18 protein-coding genes are annotated in these 18,847 nt (G+C 55.3%); 14 read left to right on the top strand and 4 right to left on the bottom strand.

The features are described from left to right. Window positions 1-54: 54 nt before the first annotated feature. The 4 genes from M655_RS21520 (at window position 55) to M655_RS21505 (ending at window position 3,754) form a co-directional block, all read left to right on the top strand. Window positions 55-708 carry a precorrin-2 dehydrogenase/sirohydrochlorin ferrochelatase family protein gene (locus M655_RS21520; RefSeq protein ID WP_007785799.1) on the top strand — a complete coding sequence of 218 codons (654 nt, stop codon included), beginning with the start codon at window positions 55-57 and terminating at the stop codon, window positions 706-708. A 188-nt stretch (window positions 709-896) separates the two neighbouring features. Beyond that, entirely contained in the window at window positions 897-2,264 is a 1,368-nt protein-coding gene (locus M655_RS21515; protein ID WP_005832021.1) for a YcdB/YcdC domain-containing protein, read from the top strand. A 250-nt stretch (window positions 2,265-2,514) separates the two neighbouring features. Beyond that, window positions 2,515-3,207 carry a hypothetical protein gene (locus M655_RS21510; RefSeq protein ID WP_007785798.1) on the top strand — a complete coding sequence of 231 codons (693 nt, stop codon included), beginning with the start codon at window positions 2,515-2,517 and terminating at the stop codon, window positions 3,205-3,207. Next, window positions 3,197-3,754, top strand: coding sequence for a peroxiredoxin family protein (locus M655_RS21505; protein ID WP_005832024.1), 558 nt, complete (start codon window positions 3,197-3,199; stop codon window positions 3,752-3,754). Before M655_RS21510 ends, M655_RS21505 begins: the two co-directional genes overlap by 11 nt. 271 nt (window positions 3,755-4,025) lie before the next feature. Here M655_RS21505 and M655_RS21500 read toward each other — a convergent pair whose 3' ends face one another. Next, window positions 4,026-5,255 carry a cation:proton antiporter gene (locus M655_RS21500; protein WP_025847481.1) on the bottom strand — a complete coding sequence of 410 codons (1,230 nt, stop codon included), beginning with the start codon at window positions 5,253-5,255 and terminating at the stop codon, window positions 4,026-4,028. A gap of 2 nt (window positions 5,256-5,257) precedes the next feature. Continuing rightward, window positions 5,258-5,755: a cation:proton antiporter regulatory subunit gene (locus tag M655_RS21495; RefSeq protein ID WP_025847479.1), complete on the bottom strand. Its 498-nt coding sequence runs from the start codon at window positions 5,753-5,755 to the stop codon at window positions 5,258-5,260. A 280-nt stretch (window positions 5,756-6,035) separates the two neighbouring features. On the opposite strand from M655_RS21495, the gene M655_RS21490 reads away from it, so the two are divergent. Further along, a complete protein-coding gene (locus M655_RS21490; RefSeq protein ID WP_005832027.1) occupies window positions 6,036-6,290 on the top strand; it encodes a hypothetical protein in 255 nt (84 codons plus the stop codon). A 161-nt stretch (window positions 6,291-6,451) separates the two neighbouring features. On the opposite strand, the gene M655_RS21485 is transcribed toward M655_RS21490, so the two are convergent. After that, entirely contained in the window at window positions 6,452-7,747 is a 1,296-nt protein-coding gene (locus tag M655_RS21485) for a dicarboxylate/amino acid:cation symporter (protein ID WP_007785794.1), read from the bottom strand. A 263-nt stretch (window positions 7,748-8,010) separates the two neighbouring features. On the opposite strand from M655_RS21485, the gene M655_RS21480 reads away from it, so the two are divergent. The 3 genes from M655_RS21480 (at window position 8,011) to M655_RS21470 (ending at window position 11,023) form a co-directional block, all read left to right on the top strand. Beyond that, window positions 8,011-8,757 (top strand): stalk domain-containing protein, encoded by a 747-nt coding sequence (locus M655_RS21480; protein WP_005832029.1) that lies wholly within the window; start codon window positions 8,011-8,013, stop codon window positions 8,755-8,757. 168 nt (window positions 8,758-8,925) lie between these two features. Then, the gene (locus M655_RS21475; protein ID WP_025847473.1) at window positions 8,926-9,606 is read left to right on the top strand and encodes a response regulator transcription factor; all 681 of its coding nucleotides are present in this window, start codon (window positions 8,926-8,928) and stop codon (window positions 9,604-9,606) included. Continuing rightward, entirely contained in the window at window positions 9,596-11,023 is a 1,428-nt protein-coding gene (locus tag M655_RS21470) for a HAMP domain-containing sensor histidine kinase (protein ID WP_007785789.1), read from the top strand. Before M655_RS21475 ends, M655_RS21470 begins: the two co-directional genes overlap by 11 nt. Window positions 11,024-11,046: 23 nt before the next feature. Here the strand turns inward: M655_RS21470 and M655_RS21465 are convergent, their stop codons facing one another. Beyond that, window positions 11,047-12,096: a DctP family TRAP transporter solute-binding subunit gene (locus tag M655_RS21465; RefSeq protein ID WP_005832031.1), complete on the bottom strand. Its 1,050-nt coding sequence runs from the start codon at window positions 12,094-12,096 to the stop codon at window positions 11,047-11,049. 127 nt (window positions 12,097-12,223) lie between these two features. Here M655_RS21465 and M655_RS21460 point away from each other — a divergent pair, with 127 nt between their 5' ends. From M655_RS21460 to M655_RS21435, 6 genes are all read left to right on the top strand, one after another. Continuing rightward, the gene (locus tag M655_RS21460) at window positions 12,224-13,783 is read left to right on the top strand and encodes an ATP-binding protein (protein WP_005832032.1); all 1,560 of its coding nucleotides are present in this window, start codon (window positions 12,224-12,226) and stop codon (window positions 13,781-13,783) included. Beyond that, window positions 13,783-14,541 (top strand): response regulator, encoded by a 759-nt coding sequence (locus M655_RS21455; RefSeq protein ID WP_005832033.1) that lies wholly within the window; start codon window positions 13,783-13,785, stop codon window positions 14,539-14,541. Before M655_RS21460 ends, M655_RS21455 begins: the two co-directional genes overlap by 1 nt. Next, the gene (locus M655_RS21450; RefSeq protein ID WP_005832034.1) at window positions 14,538-15,908 is read left to right on the top strand and encodes a sigma-54 interaction domain-containing protein; all 1,371 of its coding nucleotides are present in this window, start codon (window positions 14,538-14,540) and stop codon (window positions 15,906-15,908) included. The genes M655_RS21455 and M655_RS21450 overlap by 4 nt, the downstream gene beginning before the upstream one ends. A 231-nt stretch (window positions 15,909-16,139) precedes the next feature. Next, complete coding sequence (locus M655_RS21445) at window positions 16,140-17,069, top strand: S66 peptidase family protein (RefSeq protein ID WP_007785781.1); 930 nt, start codon at window positions 16,140-16,142, stop codon at window positions 17,067-17,069. Further along, window positions 17,066-18,280, top strand: a complete 1,215-nt coding sequence (locus M655_RS21440; protein WP_005832036.1) for a M20 metallopeptidase family protein — start codon at window positions 17,066-17,068, stop codon at window positions 18,278-18,280. Before M655_RS21445 ends, M655_RS21440 begins: the two co-directional genes overlap by 4 nt. 113 nt (window positions 18,281-18,393) lie before the next feature. Further along, window positions 18,394-18,846, top strand: a complete 453-nt coding sequence (locus M655_RS21435) for a Dps family protein (protein WP_007785779.1) — start codon at window positions 18,394-18,396, stop codon at window positions 18,844-18,846. Window position 18,847: the final 1 nt, after the last annotated feature.

The following is an 18,847-nucleotide window of genomic DNA, read 5'->3' as shown; positions in this document are numbered from 1 at the left end:
TCGGAGGAGCCATCCGCTTGTTTGCCTGAAACATTTTGGGAGGAGGGATGCCGGATGCGGCCGTATGCCATGATGGTCAACCTGGAAAACAAACGCTGCGCAGTCGTCGGCGGCGGGCAAGTCGCGGAGCGGAAAATCGCCAGTCTGCTTGCCGCTGGGGCAGCCGTCAGCGTCGTGAGTCCCTCCTGCACAGCGTTGATCCGCGAATGGGAGCAAGCTGGCAAGCTGACGCTCCGGCTGCGCCCGTTCGTCCCCGATGACGTCGCGGACGCCGTGCTCGTCATCGCGGCGACCAGCGATCCGGCTGTCAACCTGGCCGTCTACGAGGCGTGCGGGCCGCAGCAGTGGATCAACGTGGCAGACCGTCCCGACCTGTGCTCGTTTACGGTTCCGTCCGTAGTCGAGCGCGGCGACCTGACCGTTGCCATCTCCACCGGAGGAAACAACCCGGGCCTGGCGAAAAAAATGCGCAGCCAACTGGAAGCGTGGATCGGGCCGGAGTACGAGGACTACACGCTCTTCTTGGGCAAAATGCGCCGCCGCGTACTCGCGCTGGATGAGCTTCGCCCGGCAAACAAACGCGCCATTTTGGCAGAGCTGTTGGACGACCGCTTTTTGCACTGGACCCGAAGCGGGGAGATCGAGCGGAGGGACCGGGAGGCAGAGGCGGTTGTCGCGGGATGGCTGGAAAGACAAGAAGAAACATGAACGGAAACAACCTGAGCCTGTTCAGCATATGGGCTTGGGTTATTTTTTTGTGAAAAAGATGACTGCATCCTGAAATGCTCTTTTATGGTAAAATTTAGTATATGAAGCTATCGGCGCATCCAATTTTCATTCAAGCTCCCATGAGATGTACCGGGACGAGCGATAAACAGGAGTAGGAGAAGATAATTATGAGGCATACTGGCAGAAAAAGATTTTGGAAACGAATGTCGATTCTCACGCTTTTATCCGTATTTGCAGTGGGCAGTTTCGCAGGTGTGAGTCAACAGGTACACGCAGTTGAGCAAAAATCCGCAAAGCTTCTTTCAGAACAACAGGCTGTAGAAGCGGCGAAGAAATGGATGGATATCCCCGCAGGCTACCAATATTCTTACGGATTATACTTCGAACCGTACGAAGAGGACAAGACACCGTACGGAGCATGGTTTCTCGCCTGGCATCACCCAGACGGTTCGTTCATTTCGTATAAAATTCATCCTGTCTCAAGCCGCCTGTTGAGCTACGATCGTTACGACAATGACACTAAACCCGCTGGCACTGCTCCCCCGATTCAAAAGCAAATGGCCCGTGAGAGAGCGTTGCAGTTTCTTGCAAAATTCGTTCCCTCAGAGGAGCGGGCAAAGCTGATGGAGCCAGAGGAATGTACATATACGAGATACGGTTCGCCAAGATATGGAATTAAATTTAAACGTGTTGAAAACAGCATTCCTTTCAAAAACAATTCGATTGACGTAGTTTTGGGAGGAGACGGAAAGCTTCTCCACTTCGTGCGGCACTGGTATGAGGGAGAGGTGCCCGACGCAAGCAAGATCATGGCAGAAAAGGCAGCGCGGGAACTTCTGGAGCAAAATGCGGAGCCGACCTTGTACTATAGGGAAACGCCTGATAACTTGCAAGGGAAATACAAGCAAAAATATATGTTAGTCTATGATTATTTGCGGGGCGACCCCCAATTCGTCGATGCGATCTCAGGTGTGATGGTGGACAAGTATGGAACCTTGGCAAAGCCGAAGCAACCGATCAAGAGCCTGAAAGATTTGCCGCTTGTAGCTGCTCCGAAAGAGGGAAACGGGATAAAAGGAACGTTTACTCTGGAGCAGGCGAAGGCTGCGGCAATTCATTTTTTACAAACCACACTCAAAGATCAACTAGATCATGTCTATCTGGAACCGGAGATTATACCGAGATCGGCTGATTGGAAAGATTACAGTTTCAAATTTAGCTGGTTGCATAAAGGGACTCTGGTTGACTACGCTACATTTGAAGTAAGGGTCAATCCGGACACCGCAGAAAGTCATTTTCGGGGAGAACATCCTCTCCCGCCTGTGATTGATGACAACAACGCGCAGAGAGTGGATGTGGCCACAGCGAAAAAAACGGAGCAGACGGTGAAAAAATCGCTTGAACTTTTCTACTTCCAGTCAAATCAATATGACGATGAGGCCAAGGAACCAAAAGCGTTGCTTCTGTACCGTTTCGTCCATGAGCCGGGCTTCGTCGACGGACATACCGGAAAATGGATCAGCCTTTCGGACTGAGCAGAAAACAAATAAGCAGCGGTGTCATCTGAAAAAACGCCACTTGATGAGGGTGGTGTTTTTCATTTGGGGATGATTCCTGCCCTGCTGCACGCGAAACTGCGCCGAACTCGTGCAGCAGGCACAGCCAAGTCGCCCATGCAACACAAATTTCCCCGGAGCATTCCATTATTCCCCTTTTCCTGATATGGTGATAGATGGTATGCAACTCCTTCAAGCGCAAGCCATCTTTTCCAAGGAGGAAACAGCTTTGTCGGACGCCTTTCAGATCGGTCCCTTTTTGTTGAAAATGAGCACGCTGGCCGTGATCGTGTCCATCGCCAGCGGCTTTCTTGCGATTACGTTTTTGTTTCCAAAAGAGAGGGCGACAAGAGTTGCCATCACAGAGCTGCTGAGCAACGCGGTCGTTCTCGCCTTTCTCGTCTGGAAGCTCAGCTATGCGCTGTTTCATCTGGAGCAAATGCTGCAAAATCCTTCGTCGATCCTCTACTTCTCCGGGGGCGAGAGCGGAGCGTGGCTGGCAGCCGTGGCGGTTGCGGTCTACCTCGTGGTGACGGTGCGCAAAAAAGCTTTGCCGGTCCAGCTCGTGGCCTGGGCGATGGCGATCGGCTTTTTGGCTGCGGCTGGCGTGCACCATCTGCTGACGGCTTTGCTGGAAAAAGGCGGCGTGTGGTACCATGGCCAGCAGCTCGTGCTCTGTCTGTTGTTCCTCGGCTGGCTGCAACGTGTGCGAGAAGCACTCACCGAGCTGCCTGCCTGGCTTGCGCCGCTCATGTGGTATGCGATCGGGCAGGTCTACGTGCTGTTTTACTTCGAGCCTCGCCAAGCGGTGCTGCTGGGACTTTCTGCGGAGCAGCTCGCTTATTACGGCTGCGCCCTGCTGCTGCTGTTTTTGTCCAGGCGCGCCACCCAAGCGAAAGGAGAGGCGTTGGATGAAGCGTAATCACATATGGGCGGTTGTCGTGCTGGTCGCCTTGCTGGCGTGGGGTGTCGTGGATGCATACGTCCTTGACACAGGAGCGGAAAATGCGGCGACAAGCGAGCCGGGCAGCGTGCCGATCGGGTTGAAAAAAGGCAACCTGGCGCCAGACTTTGAGCTGCGGCAGCTCGGTGGCGGCAAGGTGAAGCTGTCCGATTTGCGCGGAAAAAAAGTCATCGTCAACTTGTGGGCGACCTGGTGTCCGCCGTGTCGGGCGGAAATCCCGGACATGCAGCGGTTTTACGAAGCAAACAAGGCGAACGGTGTCGTCATCCTGGGCGTCAACCTGACAACAACGGAGACGAAGCCAGAAGATGTCGAAGCGTTTGTCCAGGCGTACGGCATGACTTTTCCCGTGCTGCTCGATGACGAAAAGCACGTATCCGGCGCGTACAAAGCCATTTCCATTCCGACCAGTTTCCTCATCGACAGCAATGGCGTGATCCGCGAAAAGTACATCGGCCCGATGAGCTACGAATGGATGGAAAAGACGCTGGCGGGGATGCAGTAAAGTGAGCCGGGCACGCGCAGCGGCCGTTTTTGACGCCGGTCTTTGCGGGCGGCTATCTCTCATGCTCATGTACGGATGCGAGTTGCGTCGTCGCCTGACCCAAGACCAGCTCCAAAGCCAAAACGAGAACCTCGTGCGAGCGCGAAAAAAAGCAGCCCGCTGGATGAGAACAGGCTGACGTGCAGTCATTTTTGTTAAACGTGAAAGGATGGCAAAGGCCAACCACCACCAGCCTGACTGAGAAAGCTGCGAATATCCGCAATCGGTTCAATCAGTTGCCGGGATTGTTTTCCGGCGATTTGCTTTTGCTGCCCCGCTCCAGAGGAAGCACGGCATTCAGCAACTGGTAGATGAGCTTGGATTCCTTGGTCAAAAGAGGGCCTAATATCGCCAGGATCAGCACGTACAGCGCGGCGAACGGCTGCAGGATATCCATGAGTGCGCCCGCTTTTCCCAGATTAGCCATGATGATGGAAAACTCACCACGAGAAACGATTGTCAGCCCGATGTTCGTGGAAGCCTTGGGCGGCAGTCCGGCGCTGCGGCCTGCGAGCAGACCGGCGGCGACGTTGCCGACGAGCGTGATGATGACCGCCACGATGGACAGCCAGACGGCTCCCCCGAGCGACAAGGGATCAATCGTCAACCCGAAGCTGAAGAAAAACATGGCGCCGAAAAAGTCGCGAAATGGCAGTATCAGATGTTCGATGCGTTTCATATGTTGTGTTTCCGCTAATACGAGCCCCACGAGCAGTGCGCCGATGGCTTCAGCTACATGGATAGTCTCGGAAAAACCCGCAATCAAAAACAGGGCGGCGAACACCGTAATCATGAACACTTCGTTCGATTTGATGTTCAGCGCGCGGTTCAAAAAGGGGACGAGCTTGCGTCCGACGATGATGAGCAAAAGCATGTAGCCCAGCGCGATCAGGGCGGAAGAGAGCACGCCGCCAAGCGAAGTGGCACCAGAGAGGACAAGCCCGGAGACGATCGAGATGTACACCGCCAAAAAGATGTCCTCGAACATGATGATGCCGAGAATCATTTCGGTTTCGCGATTGGCGGTGCGCTTGAGATCGACCAGCACTTTGGCCACGATCGCGCTGGAGGAAATCGTGGTGATTCCGGCGACGATCAGCATTTCCTTGAGCGGAAAGCCGGCAGCCCAGCCAAACAGCAGACCGAGCGTAAAGTTGATGGCGATGTAGATCGTGCCGCCAATCGCAATAGAGCGGCCTGCCTTGACGAGCCGCCCTACCGAAAATTCAAGACCGAGGTAAAACAATAGAAAAAGCACCCCGACTCTGCCCATAAATTCGATGAGCGGAGCGCTGTCGATAAAGCGAAGGTCGAACAGGCCGATGTCGGGCGCGTGCGGACCGACGACCATCCCGACCAAAATGTAAAAAGGGACGATGGAGAACTTCAGCTTGATGGAGAGAAAGCCGGCGATGGCTATCAGAGCGAGCGCAAGGCCGACTTCAAACACGATGTGCTCCAAGGTCAATCACCCCCGTTGCTGAGAATAGTCTTGAGCGCCTTCACCTGCTTTCGTTCACCTGCTACAACTAGAGTGGAGCTTGCACAGAGCACATACTCGGGGCCCGGGTTGATCGTTTGCTTGTGATCTTTTTCAATGACCGCGATGATCGTGGCTCCGGTCTCCTGTCGCACGTCCAGCTCGCCGATGGTCTTGCCGATCGCGCGTGCGCCCGGTTCGATCTTGTACCACTCGATCATTAGCTTGTCCAATGCGACCTCGACTGTTTCCAAAGCGGATGGCTTGTACGTCAGCCCGCCGACGATTGCGGCAATTTGCCGGGCCTCGTCATCATCGAGGGTCACCATCGAAATGTTGTCGTCCGGATCTTCGCGATCAAAATGGTACATTTCCCGGCGTCCGTCATCGTGAATGACGATGACCAGCTTATCGCCGCTTTTTGTTTCCACCTGGTATTTTCTGCCGATGCCCGGCAAATCTGTTTCTCGAATAGAGAACATGCAACAGCCTCCTCCAAATTCACATCTGTAATTTATATTAGGTAGTCGCTCTTTGGCGCGAAAGAGCGCTTTTGCATGTCGCCGATAATCATTTGGAATTATAACCATTCCGGTGCTATTTTAGTAATAATCCCGGTGCATGCACGGTGGCATTGTCGACATACGTACCTATTATCCATTATTATACACGAAGCGGCATCCGCTTTTTGGAATAAATCCAAATTCACATAGATGCAACAAATTCGCACAGATTTGACACATTTTTTAAGGGTGATGAAGCGTGGCCAACAAGCAATATCGTTTAACCGAAGCCGAATGGCATTTTATTCAGGACATGCGCTCCATGGAGATGGATGAGCTGCTGGACATCGTGATTGCCTTGCGCAATGAGGTGCGGGAGCTGGAGAAAAAAGCAGAAATCATCCGCGAGCGGGAAAAGGAGCACTGGCTGGAGGAATACCAGGCTGCGCAGAAGCGGATCAAACATCTGCGCCAGTTCGAGCAGGACCTGCGCAAGACATGGCCACATGACTGAGCAAGGAGCACCCTTCTTCCACCAGTGCGCATGAATTTTGGCGGATGGTGTATCCGTGTCAAAAACTTGCCTGAGAAAAGAAGAGCCTGTCACGAAACAAGGGAACCCACGAGAAGGGTTCCCTTGTGTTATAGCCAGAAGCAGCGGCACATATCATGTTGTTAGGCCAAGATCGCTTTGCTCTCTGCTTCCTGCCCAGAGTCTGGCTCTGGCGTGTCACTCGCTTGCTGGACGCGTTCCGGATGGAATTCGTCTTCTTGTTTGGCGATGACAACCGCTGCTACGCCGTTTCCGATCAGGTTCGTAATCGCACGCGCCTCGGACATGAAGCGGTCAACCCCGAGCAGCAAGGCAATGCCTTCGACCGGAATCATCGGGAAAGCTGCCAGTGTAGCCGCCAGCGTAATGAAGCCGGAGCCTGTCACGCCCGCCGCGCCTTTGGACGTAATCATCAAAATGCCGAGCAGCGTCAACTGTTGCCAGATGCTGAGGTCAACCCCGTAAGCCTGGGCGATGAACATGGCCGCCATCGACAGGTAGATCGAGGTTCCGTCCAGGTTGAACGAATAGCCTGTAGGAACGACGAGGCCGACAACCGATTTGGAGCAGCCGTACTTTTCCAGGCGGTCCATCATCCGCGGGAGTGCAGATTCCGAGGAGGAGGTGCCAAGCACGAGCAAAATTTCTTCGCGAATGTATTTGATAAACGAAAAGATGCTGAATTTGTAGTAGCGGGCGATACCGCCCAACACCAGGACGATGAACAAAAACATGGTGATGTACACCGCTGTCATCAGCAGGCCCAGACGGGTAAGAGAGCCGATGCCGAATTTGCCGATCGTGTAAGCCATTGCACCGAATGCCGCCAGCGGGGACACTTTCATAATCATGTTGACGACGCCGAAAAATCCGTGTGTCAGCTTGTCAAACAGCTTGATGACAGGCTGGGAGGCAGGACCCATTGCCGCGAGCGACAGCCCGAACAGGACAGCGAAGAACAGGATAGGAAGCAGTTCGCCTTTTGCCATGGCACCGACGACGTTTTCCGGGATGATGCTGGCGATAAAATCAACGAAGCCGTGGCTCGACTGCGCAGCCGCCTCTGTGTACTTGCTTACGTCGCCGCTTGTCAGGCCCGTTTTGTCGAAGCCTTCGCCCGGTTTGATGAGGTTGACGACGAGCAGCCCGATGGCGAGCGCGATCGTGGTAACGATTTCAAAATAAATCAGCGCCTTGCCGCCGATCTTCCCGACCTTTTTCATGTCGCCCATGCTCGCGATTCCGTTGACGACGGTGAAAAACACAATCGGCGGAATGACCATTTTAATCAGCTTCACAAAAATATCTGCCAATACTTTCAGTTCTGCGCCGAACTTGGGAGCAAAATGCCCGACGATAATCCCGAGGATGATGGCAATCACAACCTGAACGGTCAGGTTTTTAAAGTTGATCCGCATCGAACCGACCCCTTTTCTCTTTCGTCTTTAGAAATGCTGTTGTAAGCGCTTCACTCATCTATTTCGCATTGTATAGAATGGACAAAAAATTGAAAATGATACGGTCATATTGGTTGTTTTGGTCGTTTTGGTCATGGACTCTCCTGAAACTGGAAAGGAAAAAATGCAATGTTGACATACGCTCGACACGATCAGTAGGTAAAGTAAGTTATGTACATAGCGACATGACATGAAAAAGACAACCGGGAGAAGGAGGATTTTCGATGTTTAAAAAACAGTATCTAGCAGTTTTCTCAGCGGTGGTTCTTGCGACAAGCTTGCTGCCGACTGGCTCTCAGGCAGCGACTGGAACAAAAAACTTGCAGGCGAAGTACAACAATATCAAGGTTTTGTATAACGGCGCTGCCGTTCCGACTACGATCGAACCATTCATCGTCAACGGAACCACCTACATTCCGCTGCGCATGATGGCAGGCGTGTTCAACAAGGAAGTCGTCTGGGATGGCAATACGTACACTATCACGGTAAAAGACCAGGCTGATGCCCAGCATGCGGCTGAACTGGCAGCGCGCGATGCCCAAATCCGCAGCCTGCAAAGCAAAATCGACACGCTGAACCGGCAAATTTCCGATCTGGAAGACGATCTGGAAGATGCGAAAAACAAAGATGACGACGACGATTTCGACGATCAACTGGATGACTTGGAAGATGCTCTGAATGACGATTACGAAGACTTCCGCGGCGCTGAGTGGGATATTACCCTGAGCGGCGACGAAGATGAGATCGAGGTAGAAATCGCTCTCGACTTCGATGAGTACGAGGACGAATTGGACGATTCCGACTATGAAGACCTCGTGATTAACGTCATCGAGGACATCTGGGATGAATTCGACGATGCAGACGTGGTAGGCGAGATCGTCGACACCAGCAACAACGACAAGAAAAAATACGACTTTGAAGGCGATGCAAGCGATGGCGACATCTACTTCGAGGACGACATTATCAACTAATGGCAGTCAAAAAAGCCTTGTCTCCTGTAAGGGGGCAAGGCTTTTTTCCTATTTTCCAAAAACACGCAAATCCAATTATAAAAAGAAAGGGGTAAACTGATAGTATAGTAGTACGTAGCAGAAAGAGAGGACCATGCGAGCAATCGCGAATGGGAGAATAGGAAGCCTATGAAAAGCATTTTGTTGGTAGAAGACGAACTGGTGATCTCGCGCGTGTTGAAAGCGTACCTGCAAAAAGCGGACTATGAGGTCTGGCAGGCTGAAGACGGCATCGAAGCGATCCGCCTGTTTGACGAAAAAAAACCGGATCTCGTTCTTTTGGATCTCATGCTTCCCGAGCGAAGCGGCTGGGAGATTCTGCAGTATATTCGGGAAAAAAGCGCCTGTCCGGTCATTATTATGACGGCGCTGGGACAGACCGATCAAAAGCTGAAAGGGCTGAACCAGGGAGCCGACGACTACATAACAAAGCCGTTTGTCGCCGAGGAAGTGGTGGCGAGGGTCAATGCTGTGCTGCGCCGCTCGGTGATTTTGGTCAAAGACCAGGAGACGCGCTTTTTCGGCAGCCTGAAAATCAATTTCCAGTCCCACCACGTCACGCTGCACGGGCTGGAACTGGTGTTTCATCCGCGTGACCTGTCGCTGCTGCTCTTTCTGGCGCAAAACCCGAACCAGACCTTTACCCGCGAGCAGTTGATTGAGCAGGTGTGGGGAATGGACTACGGGGGCAGCGACCGCGCCGTGGATCTCGCCATCAAGCGCGTGCGAAAAACATTGGAAAATTGGCCCGCCCACGAAGGCGAGATCAAGACGCTGCGAGGGGTGGGTTATCAATTCTGTGTTTACTAAAAAAAAGGAACCCGTTTCGCTCCTGCGCTACTGGACGACCCGCTACCTGCTGACACTGGTCGTAGGACTGCTCATCGTCGGGGCCGTGTCTGCCTACTGGATCAAATATGCTGCGGTGGAAAAGCAGATTGAGGTGACCCGGCTGTTCGCCGAGGAAGTGGCGGATCGGGTCGTAGACGACGAAGGCGACATTTTGGTGGGGGCCAAGCTGCATCAGGTGCTGGACAACCGGCGCAAGTTCATGGGGGTGGATCGCAACCTGGTCTTGTTTATTAAAAACAATCAGGGAGAGGTCATCTACAGCCGCCCGGGAATGCTGCCGCCCACGCTGGAAAAAGCGCTTCCCGGCTTGCTTGAGCAGGCTGATACGGCAGACAGGATCAAGCAGGCATCGGGCGACACGCTGTACGTCATCAGGAAAAATTTGGAATATAATGACAATATTATCGGGAAGGTCATTTTGCTTTTTCCCGAGACCGATATCAAAATCGGCCGGGAGCAATTGCAATATTTGGTCATCATGCTCGGCAGCCTCGGCGTGCTTGGCTGGGCCGTCATTTACTTTCACTCCCGGCGGCTGTCGGAGCCGATTCAGCAAGTCGTGCTGTCGGCACGCAAAATCGTGGAAGGCAACTACGATGTCGCGATCACGCAGCCAATCCAGGAACGGGAAATTCACGAGCTGGTCTACACGTTCAAGGAGATGGCTGACCGCCTGCGCCAACTGGAAAGCATGCGGACAGAGCTGTTGGCCGGAGTAACGCACGAGCTGAAAACGCCCGTGACCTCGATCAGCGGGCTGGTCCAGGCGATTAACGATGAAGTCGTATCGGGGGCAGAGCAGAAGGAATTTTTGGAGATATGCCTGCGCGAAACAAGGCGTCTGCAAAAAATGGTCGAGGACTTGCTCGATTTCAACTCGTTTGCCGTAGGGGCGATTACCGTCCACAAGGAGGAGCAGGACATCAGCAAGCTGGTCAGGGAAATCGCCTCGCAGTGGCGAATTGTGCAAGACCTGGGGGCGATCTCGTTTGAGGTCGTCATCCCGGAAAAATCTGTGACCGTTTTTGTTGACCCGGGCCGCGTCCAGCAAATTTTGACCAACCTGCTCAACAACGCGAGACAGGCGATCGGAAAAGCAGAGGCCGAGGGGAGCATCCAGCTTGTTTTGTACGAAACCGAAGGCGACATGCGCATCGACGTGAAGGACAACGGACACGGGATTCCGGCAGAGGAGCAGCCGCTTGTCTTCGAGCGGTTTTTTCGCGGCAGCAACAAAAAAGACAAGGTGCGGGGGCTGGGACTTGGGCTGTCGTACTCGCGCATGATGGCCAAAGCGCTGGGCGGCGACCTCATGCTTCGGCAAAGCAGTGAACAGGGCTCGGTCTTTACCCTCATCCTGCCTAAGCAGACGTAAAGACGGGCGAGAGCGGAAGAGCTTCACCGTCTCTGGTGAAGCTCTCTGATTTTTTCCATCAAGTCAGCCCCGATGCTGTCTGCGAACTTGTCGTAGACTGGCTGCACGGCTTGAATCCAGGCTGCGCGCTCTTCTTCTGTCTGCACGTGGATCTGGATGTTTTTCTGCTCCTGGAGCATGCGCAGTTGGCTCGCGTTCATGGAAACAGCCAGTTGATTGTTGTACGCGGTCGCTTCCTGCATCGCCTCTGTGATCGCTTGCTGAATATCCGGGGGGAGCTTGTTCCAGAACGATTGATTAATGACGACCGCGTAGCCGAGAAAGCCGTGGTCGCTGATGGTCATATACTTTTGCACTTGATACAGCCGCTTCGTGTACACGTTGGAAATCGTGTTTTCCTCGCCGTCCACTTTTCCGCTCGCCAGCATGCTGTACAGGTCGCCGAAGTACGAGCCGATCGGAATGGCATGAAAAGAGCGAAACTGCGCTTCCAGCACGGCGCTCGGGATGATGCGAAAACGTTGGCCGACGAAGTCGTCTGGCGTAATCAGCGGGCGATTCGCCGTCATCTGCTTGAAGCCGCTCGACCAGAAGGCCAGCCCCTTCATATCGGATTGTTCCAGCGTGGAAAACAGCATTTGCCCGATTTCGCCGTTGAATACGTTTTCCACGTCCTCCTGCGTCCGAAACAGATAGGGCAATTCGAGCACAGCCCAGGCCGGGATCATGCTCGACAGGTGGGAGAACGCAGGCGCGATCATTTGCACTTCGCCGTTTTGCAGGGCCGATATCTCCGTCTTTTCGGAGTGCAGCACGCTGTTGGGGAACACTTGCACCTCGACGCGTCCGTGAGTCTTGTCTTTGACAAGCTGCGCGAACCGTTCCACCGTCAAGCCTTTTGGCGTGTTTTCCGCAACCACGTGGCTGAATTTGATGATGATGCGCTCGGACAGTCCCTCCTGCACCTCGTCATAGCCGAGCTTCGCCATCGACAGGTCTGTCCCGAAGCCGATCATGACAGCGCTCACAAGCGCGATCATCACAAACAGCGCGATGCTCAGAAAAGATTTCATCTTTTTTCACCTGCCCACGATCAGTTGATTTGCTGGATGTACTGTACCAAAATATAGAGAAGCAAGCAATCCCCACTGGAAAGGAAGAGCTGGTCTGTTCAAACAGTTAACGATCAAATGGAAGATTATGCTGCTTTCGGTGGGAATCGTGCTGTTCTCTCTGGTTATTGGGCTGCTGATTATTGTGGGAGGCATGATTCGGGTCACGGAAAATCAGCTTGGCCAACGGCTGATGACGATCGCCCGCACTGTCGCCCAGATTCCGCTGGTGCAGGAAAGCATCCAGGAGCCGGACGGCTGGCGGCAGATCAACCCGACGGCGCACAAGCTGAGAGTCGTCAATGACGTGACGTACATCGTCGTCTTGAATATGGAGCGGGTGCGCTACTCCGACCCGCTGGACGAGCGGATTGGCACCGTGTTCGAGGATGCGGCTGTCGAGGAGGCGTATTCTGAGCACTCCTATTTGCAAAAGGTGAAAGGGGACATGGGCACGGCGCTTCGTGCTTACGTGCCGATCATGGACGAGCAGCACCAGCAGGTCGGGGTGGTGCTGGTGGGCCGGGTGATGCCCGGCACGTGGGAGGTCATGAAAAGCGAGCGCGGCAACATCGCGCTGACGCTGATTCTCTCGCTTTTGGTCGGCGTCTGGGGCAGCTATTTGCTGGCTCGCCACATCAAAAAGCAGATGCTCGATCTGGAGCCGGAGCAGATCGCGCGCATCCTGGTCGAGCGGACGGCAACCTTCCACGCCATGCACGAAGGGGTCATCGCCATCGACAACCGGGAGCACATCACGATTTTCAACGATCGGGCCAAGCAAATTTTCGGGATCGAGGGAGACGTATTGGGAAAATCCATTCGCTCGGTACTGCCCGACACCCGCTTGCCCGAGGTGCTGGAACTGCGGCAAAACTTTACGAACACCGAACTGCACGTAGGCAATGCCTTGCTCTGGTCCAACCGCTTTTTGATTAAAGTCGAGGACAAGATCGTCGGCGCCCTCGCCATCTTCCAGGACAGGACAGAGGTTGCGCGGATGGCGGAGGAACTGACAGGGGTCAAGGAGTTTGTCGGCGCCCTCCGCGTCCAAAACCACGAGCACATGAACAAGCTGCACACGATCGCGGGCTTGCTGCAGCTCAACCAATACGACAAGGCGCTCGCCTACCTGTTCGAGATCAACGAGGAGCAGGAGGAACTGACGTCTTTTCTGACGACGCGGATCATGGATGAAAACTTGTCCGGGCTGTTGATCGGCAAGGTCAGTCGCGGCAAGGAACTGGGCATTCGCGTGGTCATCGACAGGATGAGCCACCTGGAGAAATTTCCACCCTACATGGACCACCACAACTTCGTGCTCATTCTGGGCAATCTGATCGAAAATGCATTTGACTCGCTGGAGCAGTGCGAGCGTGCGGACAAGGAGATTACGATCAGCATCGAGCAGGATGAAGAGGTGTGCTCGATTCTCGTGGAGGACAACGGGATCGGGATGGACGAAGAGACGCGCGAGAAGATGCTGGAAAGAGGCTTCTCCACCAAAAGCCGGGCGAACCGCGGACTCGGTCTGCACCTGGTGCATCAACTGGTGCGAAAAGGAAGGGGCGAGCTGGTCTGCCATTCCCGGCCGGGAGCAGGAGCGAGCTTCATGATTACATTCCCGATGAAGGAGGTGGACGACTAGTGGAGACGGACAGCATTCGCGTACTGGTAGTGGAAGACGATCCGATGGTGCAGGAGATCAACAAGCAGTTTATCGAGCGCGTGCCAGGCTTCACCGTCGTCGGGATGGCGGCGAACGGGGCCGACGGCGTGTGGATGGTGCAGGAGCTGGGGCCGGACTTGGTCATCATGGACATTTTCATGCCGATTCAGGACGGGGTCAAAGCGCTCGCGGAGCTGCGCGCGGCCGGTCAGGACGTCGATGTCATTGTGGTGACCGCGGCCAAGGACAAGGCGACGATTCAGGCGATGCTGCGCGGCGGCGCGATGGACTACATCATCAAGCCGTTCGCGTTTGACCGGATGAAAAAGTCGCTGGAAACCTACCGCGAGTTTCGCCAGAAGATCGAACAGGCAGGGGCGGCTTCGCAGGATGAGGTAGACCAGCTTTTGTTTCGCGGGGCGTCAGAGCGCGAAGAGGAACAGGCTCGCTCGGCTTCGGCAGGCACAGGCAGCAAGCTGAGTCCGCTGCCAAAAGGGCTACACGCCGTGACGTTAGAGCAGATCATTCGCCAGCTCGACAACGAGGACCAGGCGCTGTCGGCGGAAGATGTGGCGGAGCGGGTAGGCATCGCCAGGGTGACGGCGAGGCGCTATCTGGACTACCTGGAGAAGGCCGGGATGGTGAGAATCGACGTCAGCTACGGCGGAGTCGGCAGGCCGACGAATCGCTACGTGCGCGTCGACGAGCATGAGACAGGGGGTGGCAGGCGGGCATGATCGACTTTGAAGCCATATTGGACGGGCTGTTTGACATCGTTCACGTGACGGATGAAAAAGGACGGACACTGTATTGCTCCGGGCGCTACGAAGAGTTTTTCGGGATCGATCCGCAGGAAATGATCGGCAAGCCGATTGAGGAATTTTACCATCTGGGCTATTTTTCCCCGACGATTACGATGCGCGTCATTCGCGATCGGAAAAAGGTGCACACGATCCAGACGACCCGGAAAAAACGCCGGCTGCTGGTCGAGGGCACCCCGCTCTGGGACGCGGACGGCAACTTTTGTGGAGTCGTCAACACGTCGATTGACATTACCGACCACGAGCAGTTGCAGCAGGAGCAAAATGAGCGCAAGTACGTCGGCGGCCTTTTGCAAAGCGAAATGACAAAGGAGAACAGCAGGCGAAAAGGCAAAATCAGTCTCGTCTACCGCAGCCAGTCGATGGAGCAGGTCACCGCGCTGGCGGAAAAGCTGGCGCAGGTCGAGTCGTCCATGATTTTGCTGGGAGAATCGGGCGTCGGCAAAGGCGTGCTCGCGAAGTACATCCACGAATGCAGCCCGCGCGCAGACAAGCCGTTCGTCCACATCAACTGCGGAGCGATCCCGGAGACGTTGCTGGAATCGGAGCTGTTCGGATACGAAAAAGGAGCGTTTACCGGAGCGGACAAGGACGGCAAAGCGGGCCTGATCGAAAAGGCGAACGGCGGCACGCTGTTTTTGGACGAGATCGGAGAGATGCCGCTCGCCTTGCAGGTGAAGCTGCTCAACGTCTTGCAGGAAAAAACGATTACGCCCGTAGGCAGCGCCGTTCCGCGCAAGGTCGATGTGAAGCTGATTACCGCCACCAACCAAAACTTGCGGCAAATGGTCAAAGAGGGCAGGTTTCGCGAAGATTTGTACTACCGGATTCACGTCGTGCCGCTGGAAATTCCGCCGCTGCGGGAACGCCGCGAGGAAATTCCGGTGCTCGTCCATTATTTCCTGGGCGTTTTTTGCGAAAAGTACTGTCTGGATCGGCAGCTTTCCGACGCCTGCTTCCGGATTCTCGCGGAATACGATTGGCCAGGCAATGTGCGCGAATTGGAAAATGTAGTGGAGCGGCTCGTGGTGACCGCCCCTGACGTCCTCATTACGCCGACGCAAATCCCCCGGTACATCCACAGCCATGAGGATAGCGCCTTGGGCGGCATCAAGGTCGAGCGGGTGATGCAGATGCAGGAGGCGATGGAGGAAGTCGAACGGCAGTTGCTGCAGCGCGCCTACGAGCAGCACAAGACGACGACAAAAGTAGCGGAAGCGCTCGGCATCAGCCAGCCATCCGCCAGCCGGAAGCTGAGAAAGTGGGTATTCACAGGTGAATAATCGCTATTCGCGCGTGAATAGCATGCAGGATGGTTCCTGCGCGAATGGGCGGTGCTTGTATGCGGCCGTGAATAGCCGCTGTACATACAGGGAGCGGGCAGCTTGTTGGCATTGTTTTTGCAATATTGAAAAAGTCATGAACGGATGAGGGAACGCATACGTGTGTGCAAAAGCTGCTTGCGCAAGGGCCGCTGTGGACAGATGGACAATTGATAAAGGGAGACGTGTCGGATGAATAAAGGAAAAGCATTGCGGGCAGGAGATACAATCGGGCTGGTCGCCACTTCCAGTCCCGCTACGGAAGAGGTGCTGGGCAAGGCAGTGGCCGCGATCATGGAGATGGGCTTCAAGGTAAAGGTCGGGCAGACGTGCTATGAGACGTACGGCGGCTATTTGGCGGGCACCCCGGAGCAACGGGCAGGCGAGCTGAACGCGATGTTTGCCGACGACGAGGTGGACGGCATCATGTGCATGCGCGGCGGTTACGGGTCCCCGCAAATTTTGCCGCTGCTCGATTACGACCTCATTGCGCAAAATCCGAAGCTGTTTGTCGGGTACAGCGACATTACTGCGCTGCACGCCGCTTTTGGACAGGTATCGCATCTGGCGACCTTGCACGGGCCAATGGCGACCTCGGATATTGCGCACGGCCTGGACGACTGGACCAGGCAGTATTTGCTGCGGGCGCTGACCCGGCCTGAGCCGCTCGGGCCGATCATCAACCCGCCGGGAGAGGACATTCTCTGTCTCGTGGAAGGGCAGGCGTACGGCCCGATTGTCGGCGGAAACCTCGCTTTGATCGCCACGCTAATGGGCACGCCGTATCAGGTGGATACCCGCGGCAAAATCCTGTTTCTGGAAGACATTGACGAGGAGCCGTATCGCGTAGATCGCATGCTGACACAGCTTGCGCTCGGCGGCCTGTTCGCCGATTGCGCAGGCATCGTCATCGGCACGTGGACCAACTGCGAGCCGAAGAAGCGCGAAGGCTTTTCCGTCTGGGACGTGTTCCAAAACATCGTCGTGCCTTACGGAAAGCCGACGATCTGGAACGTGCAGATCGGGCACGGCTCTTACAATATGGCGCTGCCCTTCGGCGTCGAGGCTACGCTTGACGCGACTTCAAGAATACTCGCGGTAGAGGAGAGTGTGACCGTATGAGTCCCGGACAAAACGACTGGATCATGCAGCAAGCGCAGGAGCTGCTTCCTTGGCTGAGGGCAGTTCGCCGCGATTTTCATCAATTTCCCGAGTTTGGGCTGGAGGAGTTTCGCACACAGGAAAAAATTAGCGCCTACTTGAACGAGTTGGGGATTCCGCATGCAAAAGTGGCGGGCACAGGTGTCGTCGGACTGATTGAAGGCGCACGGCCAGGAGCTGTCGTCGGGCTGCGCGGCGACATGGACGCGCTGCCGATTGTAGAGGAAAACGCCGTGGAGTACCGCTCGCAAATCGCCGGACGGATGCACGCCTGCGGCCACGATGCCCACATGACGTGCCTGCTCGGTGCGGCGCGGCTGCTCGCGGCGCAGAAGCAGCAACTGTCCGGCAGCGTGAAGCTGTTTTTCCAGCCTGCGGAAGAGACGGTGGGCGGGGCGCTGCCGATGATCCGCGAAGGCGTGCTCGACAACCCGCGCGTGGAAGCGGTTTTTGGCTTGCACGTATCGCCTGAGCTGGCTGTCGGTAGCATCGCGGTCAAGTACGGACAGATGAATGCGGCCTCTGACGATGTGCACATTGTCGTCCGCGGGGAAAACGGGCACGGAGCCTACCCGCACAACGGCAAGGACGCAATCGTGATCGCGGCTCACGTCATTACCGCCCTGCAGACGATCATCAGCCGCAACGTCGACCCGCGCGACTCGGCGGTGCTTTCGCTTGGCATGATCGCTGGCGGGACGGCAAGCAACATCATCGCCTCGGAAGTGAAGCTGACCGGAACGATCCGGACGCTGGACAAAAAGGTGCGGGCAATGGTGAAAGAGCGCGTGCGCGAGGTAGCCGAACTGACGGCGAAAAGTCTCGGCGGCTCGGCAGAGGTGGCGTTCGAGGAAGGCTACACCTCGCTCATCAACGACAACGCTATGGTCGACCTGGTGAAAAAGTGCGGCGAAGAACTGCTCGGAAGAGAGCGGGTCAAGGTGAACGAGCTGCCGAGCCTGGGCGTGGAAGATTTCGCCTTTTTCGCGGAGCATGTCCCGAGCGCCTTTTACCACCTCGGGGTGCGCAATGAGGAAGCGGGCTTCGTCTATCCTGTCCACCATCCGCGCTTTGACCTCGATGAGCGTAGCCTGGTGATCGGCACAGCGATGCAGACGTACAACGCGATCACCTTTTTGCAGGAGCGGGCGGCCAGCTTGCAGGAAAAATAACGCAGGCTTCTCACACGCCGTTTTTCAAGGCAGGGTCCGGGTATAGGATGAGGCGAGCGGCGGAACACTACAGACGCTGTATCTTTTTCATCAGAGAAAGGAGCGTCCTTTTCATGAGCATGACGATAAGTCGGCCCGTCACCGATGTCTTAAATAAACAGGTTGCCAACTGGTCTGTGATGTATGTGAAACTGCACCATTTCCACTGGTATGTAAAAGGTCCGCACTTCTTTACGCTCCACGCCAAGTTCGAGGAACTGTACAACGAGGCGGCGACATATGTGGACGACCTGGCGGAGCGGCTGCTTGCCGTCGGCGGCCAGCCTGTCTCGACCATGAAGGCCTGTATCGAGCAGGCTTCGATCAAGGAAGCGGCTTCTGGCGAGACAGCCGAGCAGATGGTGCAGGCGGTCGTGAACGACTTTACGACGTTGATCGGCGAGCTGAAGGAAGGGATCGTCGCCGCAGAGGCAGCCGATGACGAAGCGACGGGCGACATGTTTTTGGGAATGAGCGAAAGCCTGCAAAAACATGTGTGGATGCTGCAGGCGTATTTGGGAAAATAAG

Origin of the sequence: Brevibacillus sp. NSP2.1 (assembly GCF_000470975.2) — a bacterium.
GTDB lineage: Bacteria > Bacillota > Bacilli > Brevibacillales > Brevibacillaceae > Brevibacillus > Brevibacillus agri.
This window is presented reverse-complemented; position numbering and strand designations above follow the sequence as displayed.

Coding starts and splice junctions, on each gene's coding strand:
- M655_RS21520 (WP_007785799.1), top strand. CDS start 55: ATGCGGCCGTATGCCATGATGGTCAACCTGGAAAACAAACGCTGCGCA.
- M655_RS21515 (WP_005832021.1), top strand. CDS start 897: ATGAGGCATACTGGCAGAAAAAGATTTTGGAAACGAATGTCGATTCTC.
- M655_RS21505 (WP_005832024.1), top strand. CDS start 3,197: ATGAAGCGTAATCACATATGGGCGGTTGTCGTGCTGGTCGCCTTGCTG.
- M655_RS21495 (WP_025847479.1), bottom strand. CDS start 5,755: ATGTTCTCTATTCGAGAAACAGATTTGCCGGGCATCGGCAGAAAATAC.
- M655_RS21485 (WP_007785794.1), bottom strand. CDS start 7,747: ATGCGGATCAACTTTAAAAACCTGACCGTTCAGGTTGTGATTGCCATC.
- M655_RS21480 (WP_005832029.1), top strand. CDS start 8,011: ATGTTTAAAAAACAGTATCTAGCAGTTTTCTCAGCGGTGGTTCTTGCG.
- M655_RS21475 (WP_025847473.1), top strand. CDS start 8,926: ATGAAAAGCATTTTGTTGGTAGAAGACGAACTGGTGATCTCGCGCGTG.
- M655_RS21465 (WP_005832031.1), bottom strand. CDS start 12,096: ATGAAATCTTTTCTGAGCATCGCGCTGTTTGTGATGATCGCGCTTGTG.
- M655_RS21460 (WP_005832032.1), top strand. CDS start 12,224: ATGCTGCTTTCGGTGGGAATCGTGCTGTTCTCTCTGGTTATTGGGCTG.
- M655_RS21450 (WP_005832034.1), top strand. CDS start 14,538: ATGATCGACTTTGAAGCCATATTGGACGGGCTGTTTGACATCGTTCAC.
- M655_RS21445 (WP_007785781.1), top strand. CDS start 16,140: ATGAATAAAGGAAAAGCATTGCGGGCAGGAGATACAATCGGGCTGGTC.
- M655_RS21440 (WP_005832036.1), top strand. CDS start 17,066: ATGAGTCCCGGACAAAACGACTGGATCATGCAGCAAGCGCAGGAGCTG.
- M655_RS21435 (WP_007785779.1), top strand. CDS start 18,394: ATGAGCATGACGATAAGTCGGCCCGTCACCGATGTCTTAAATAAACAG.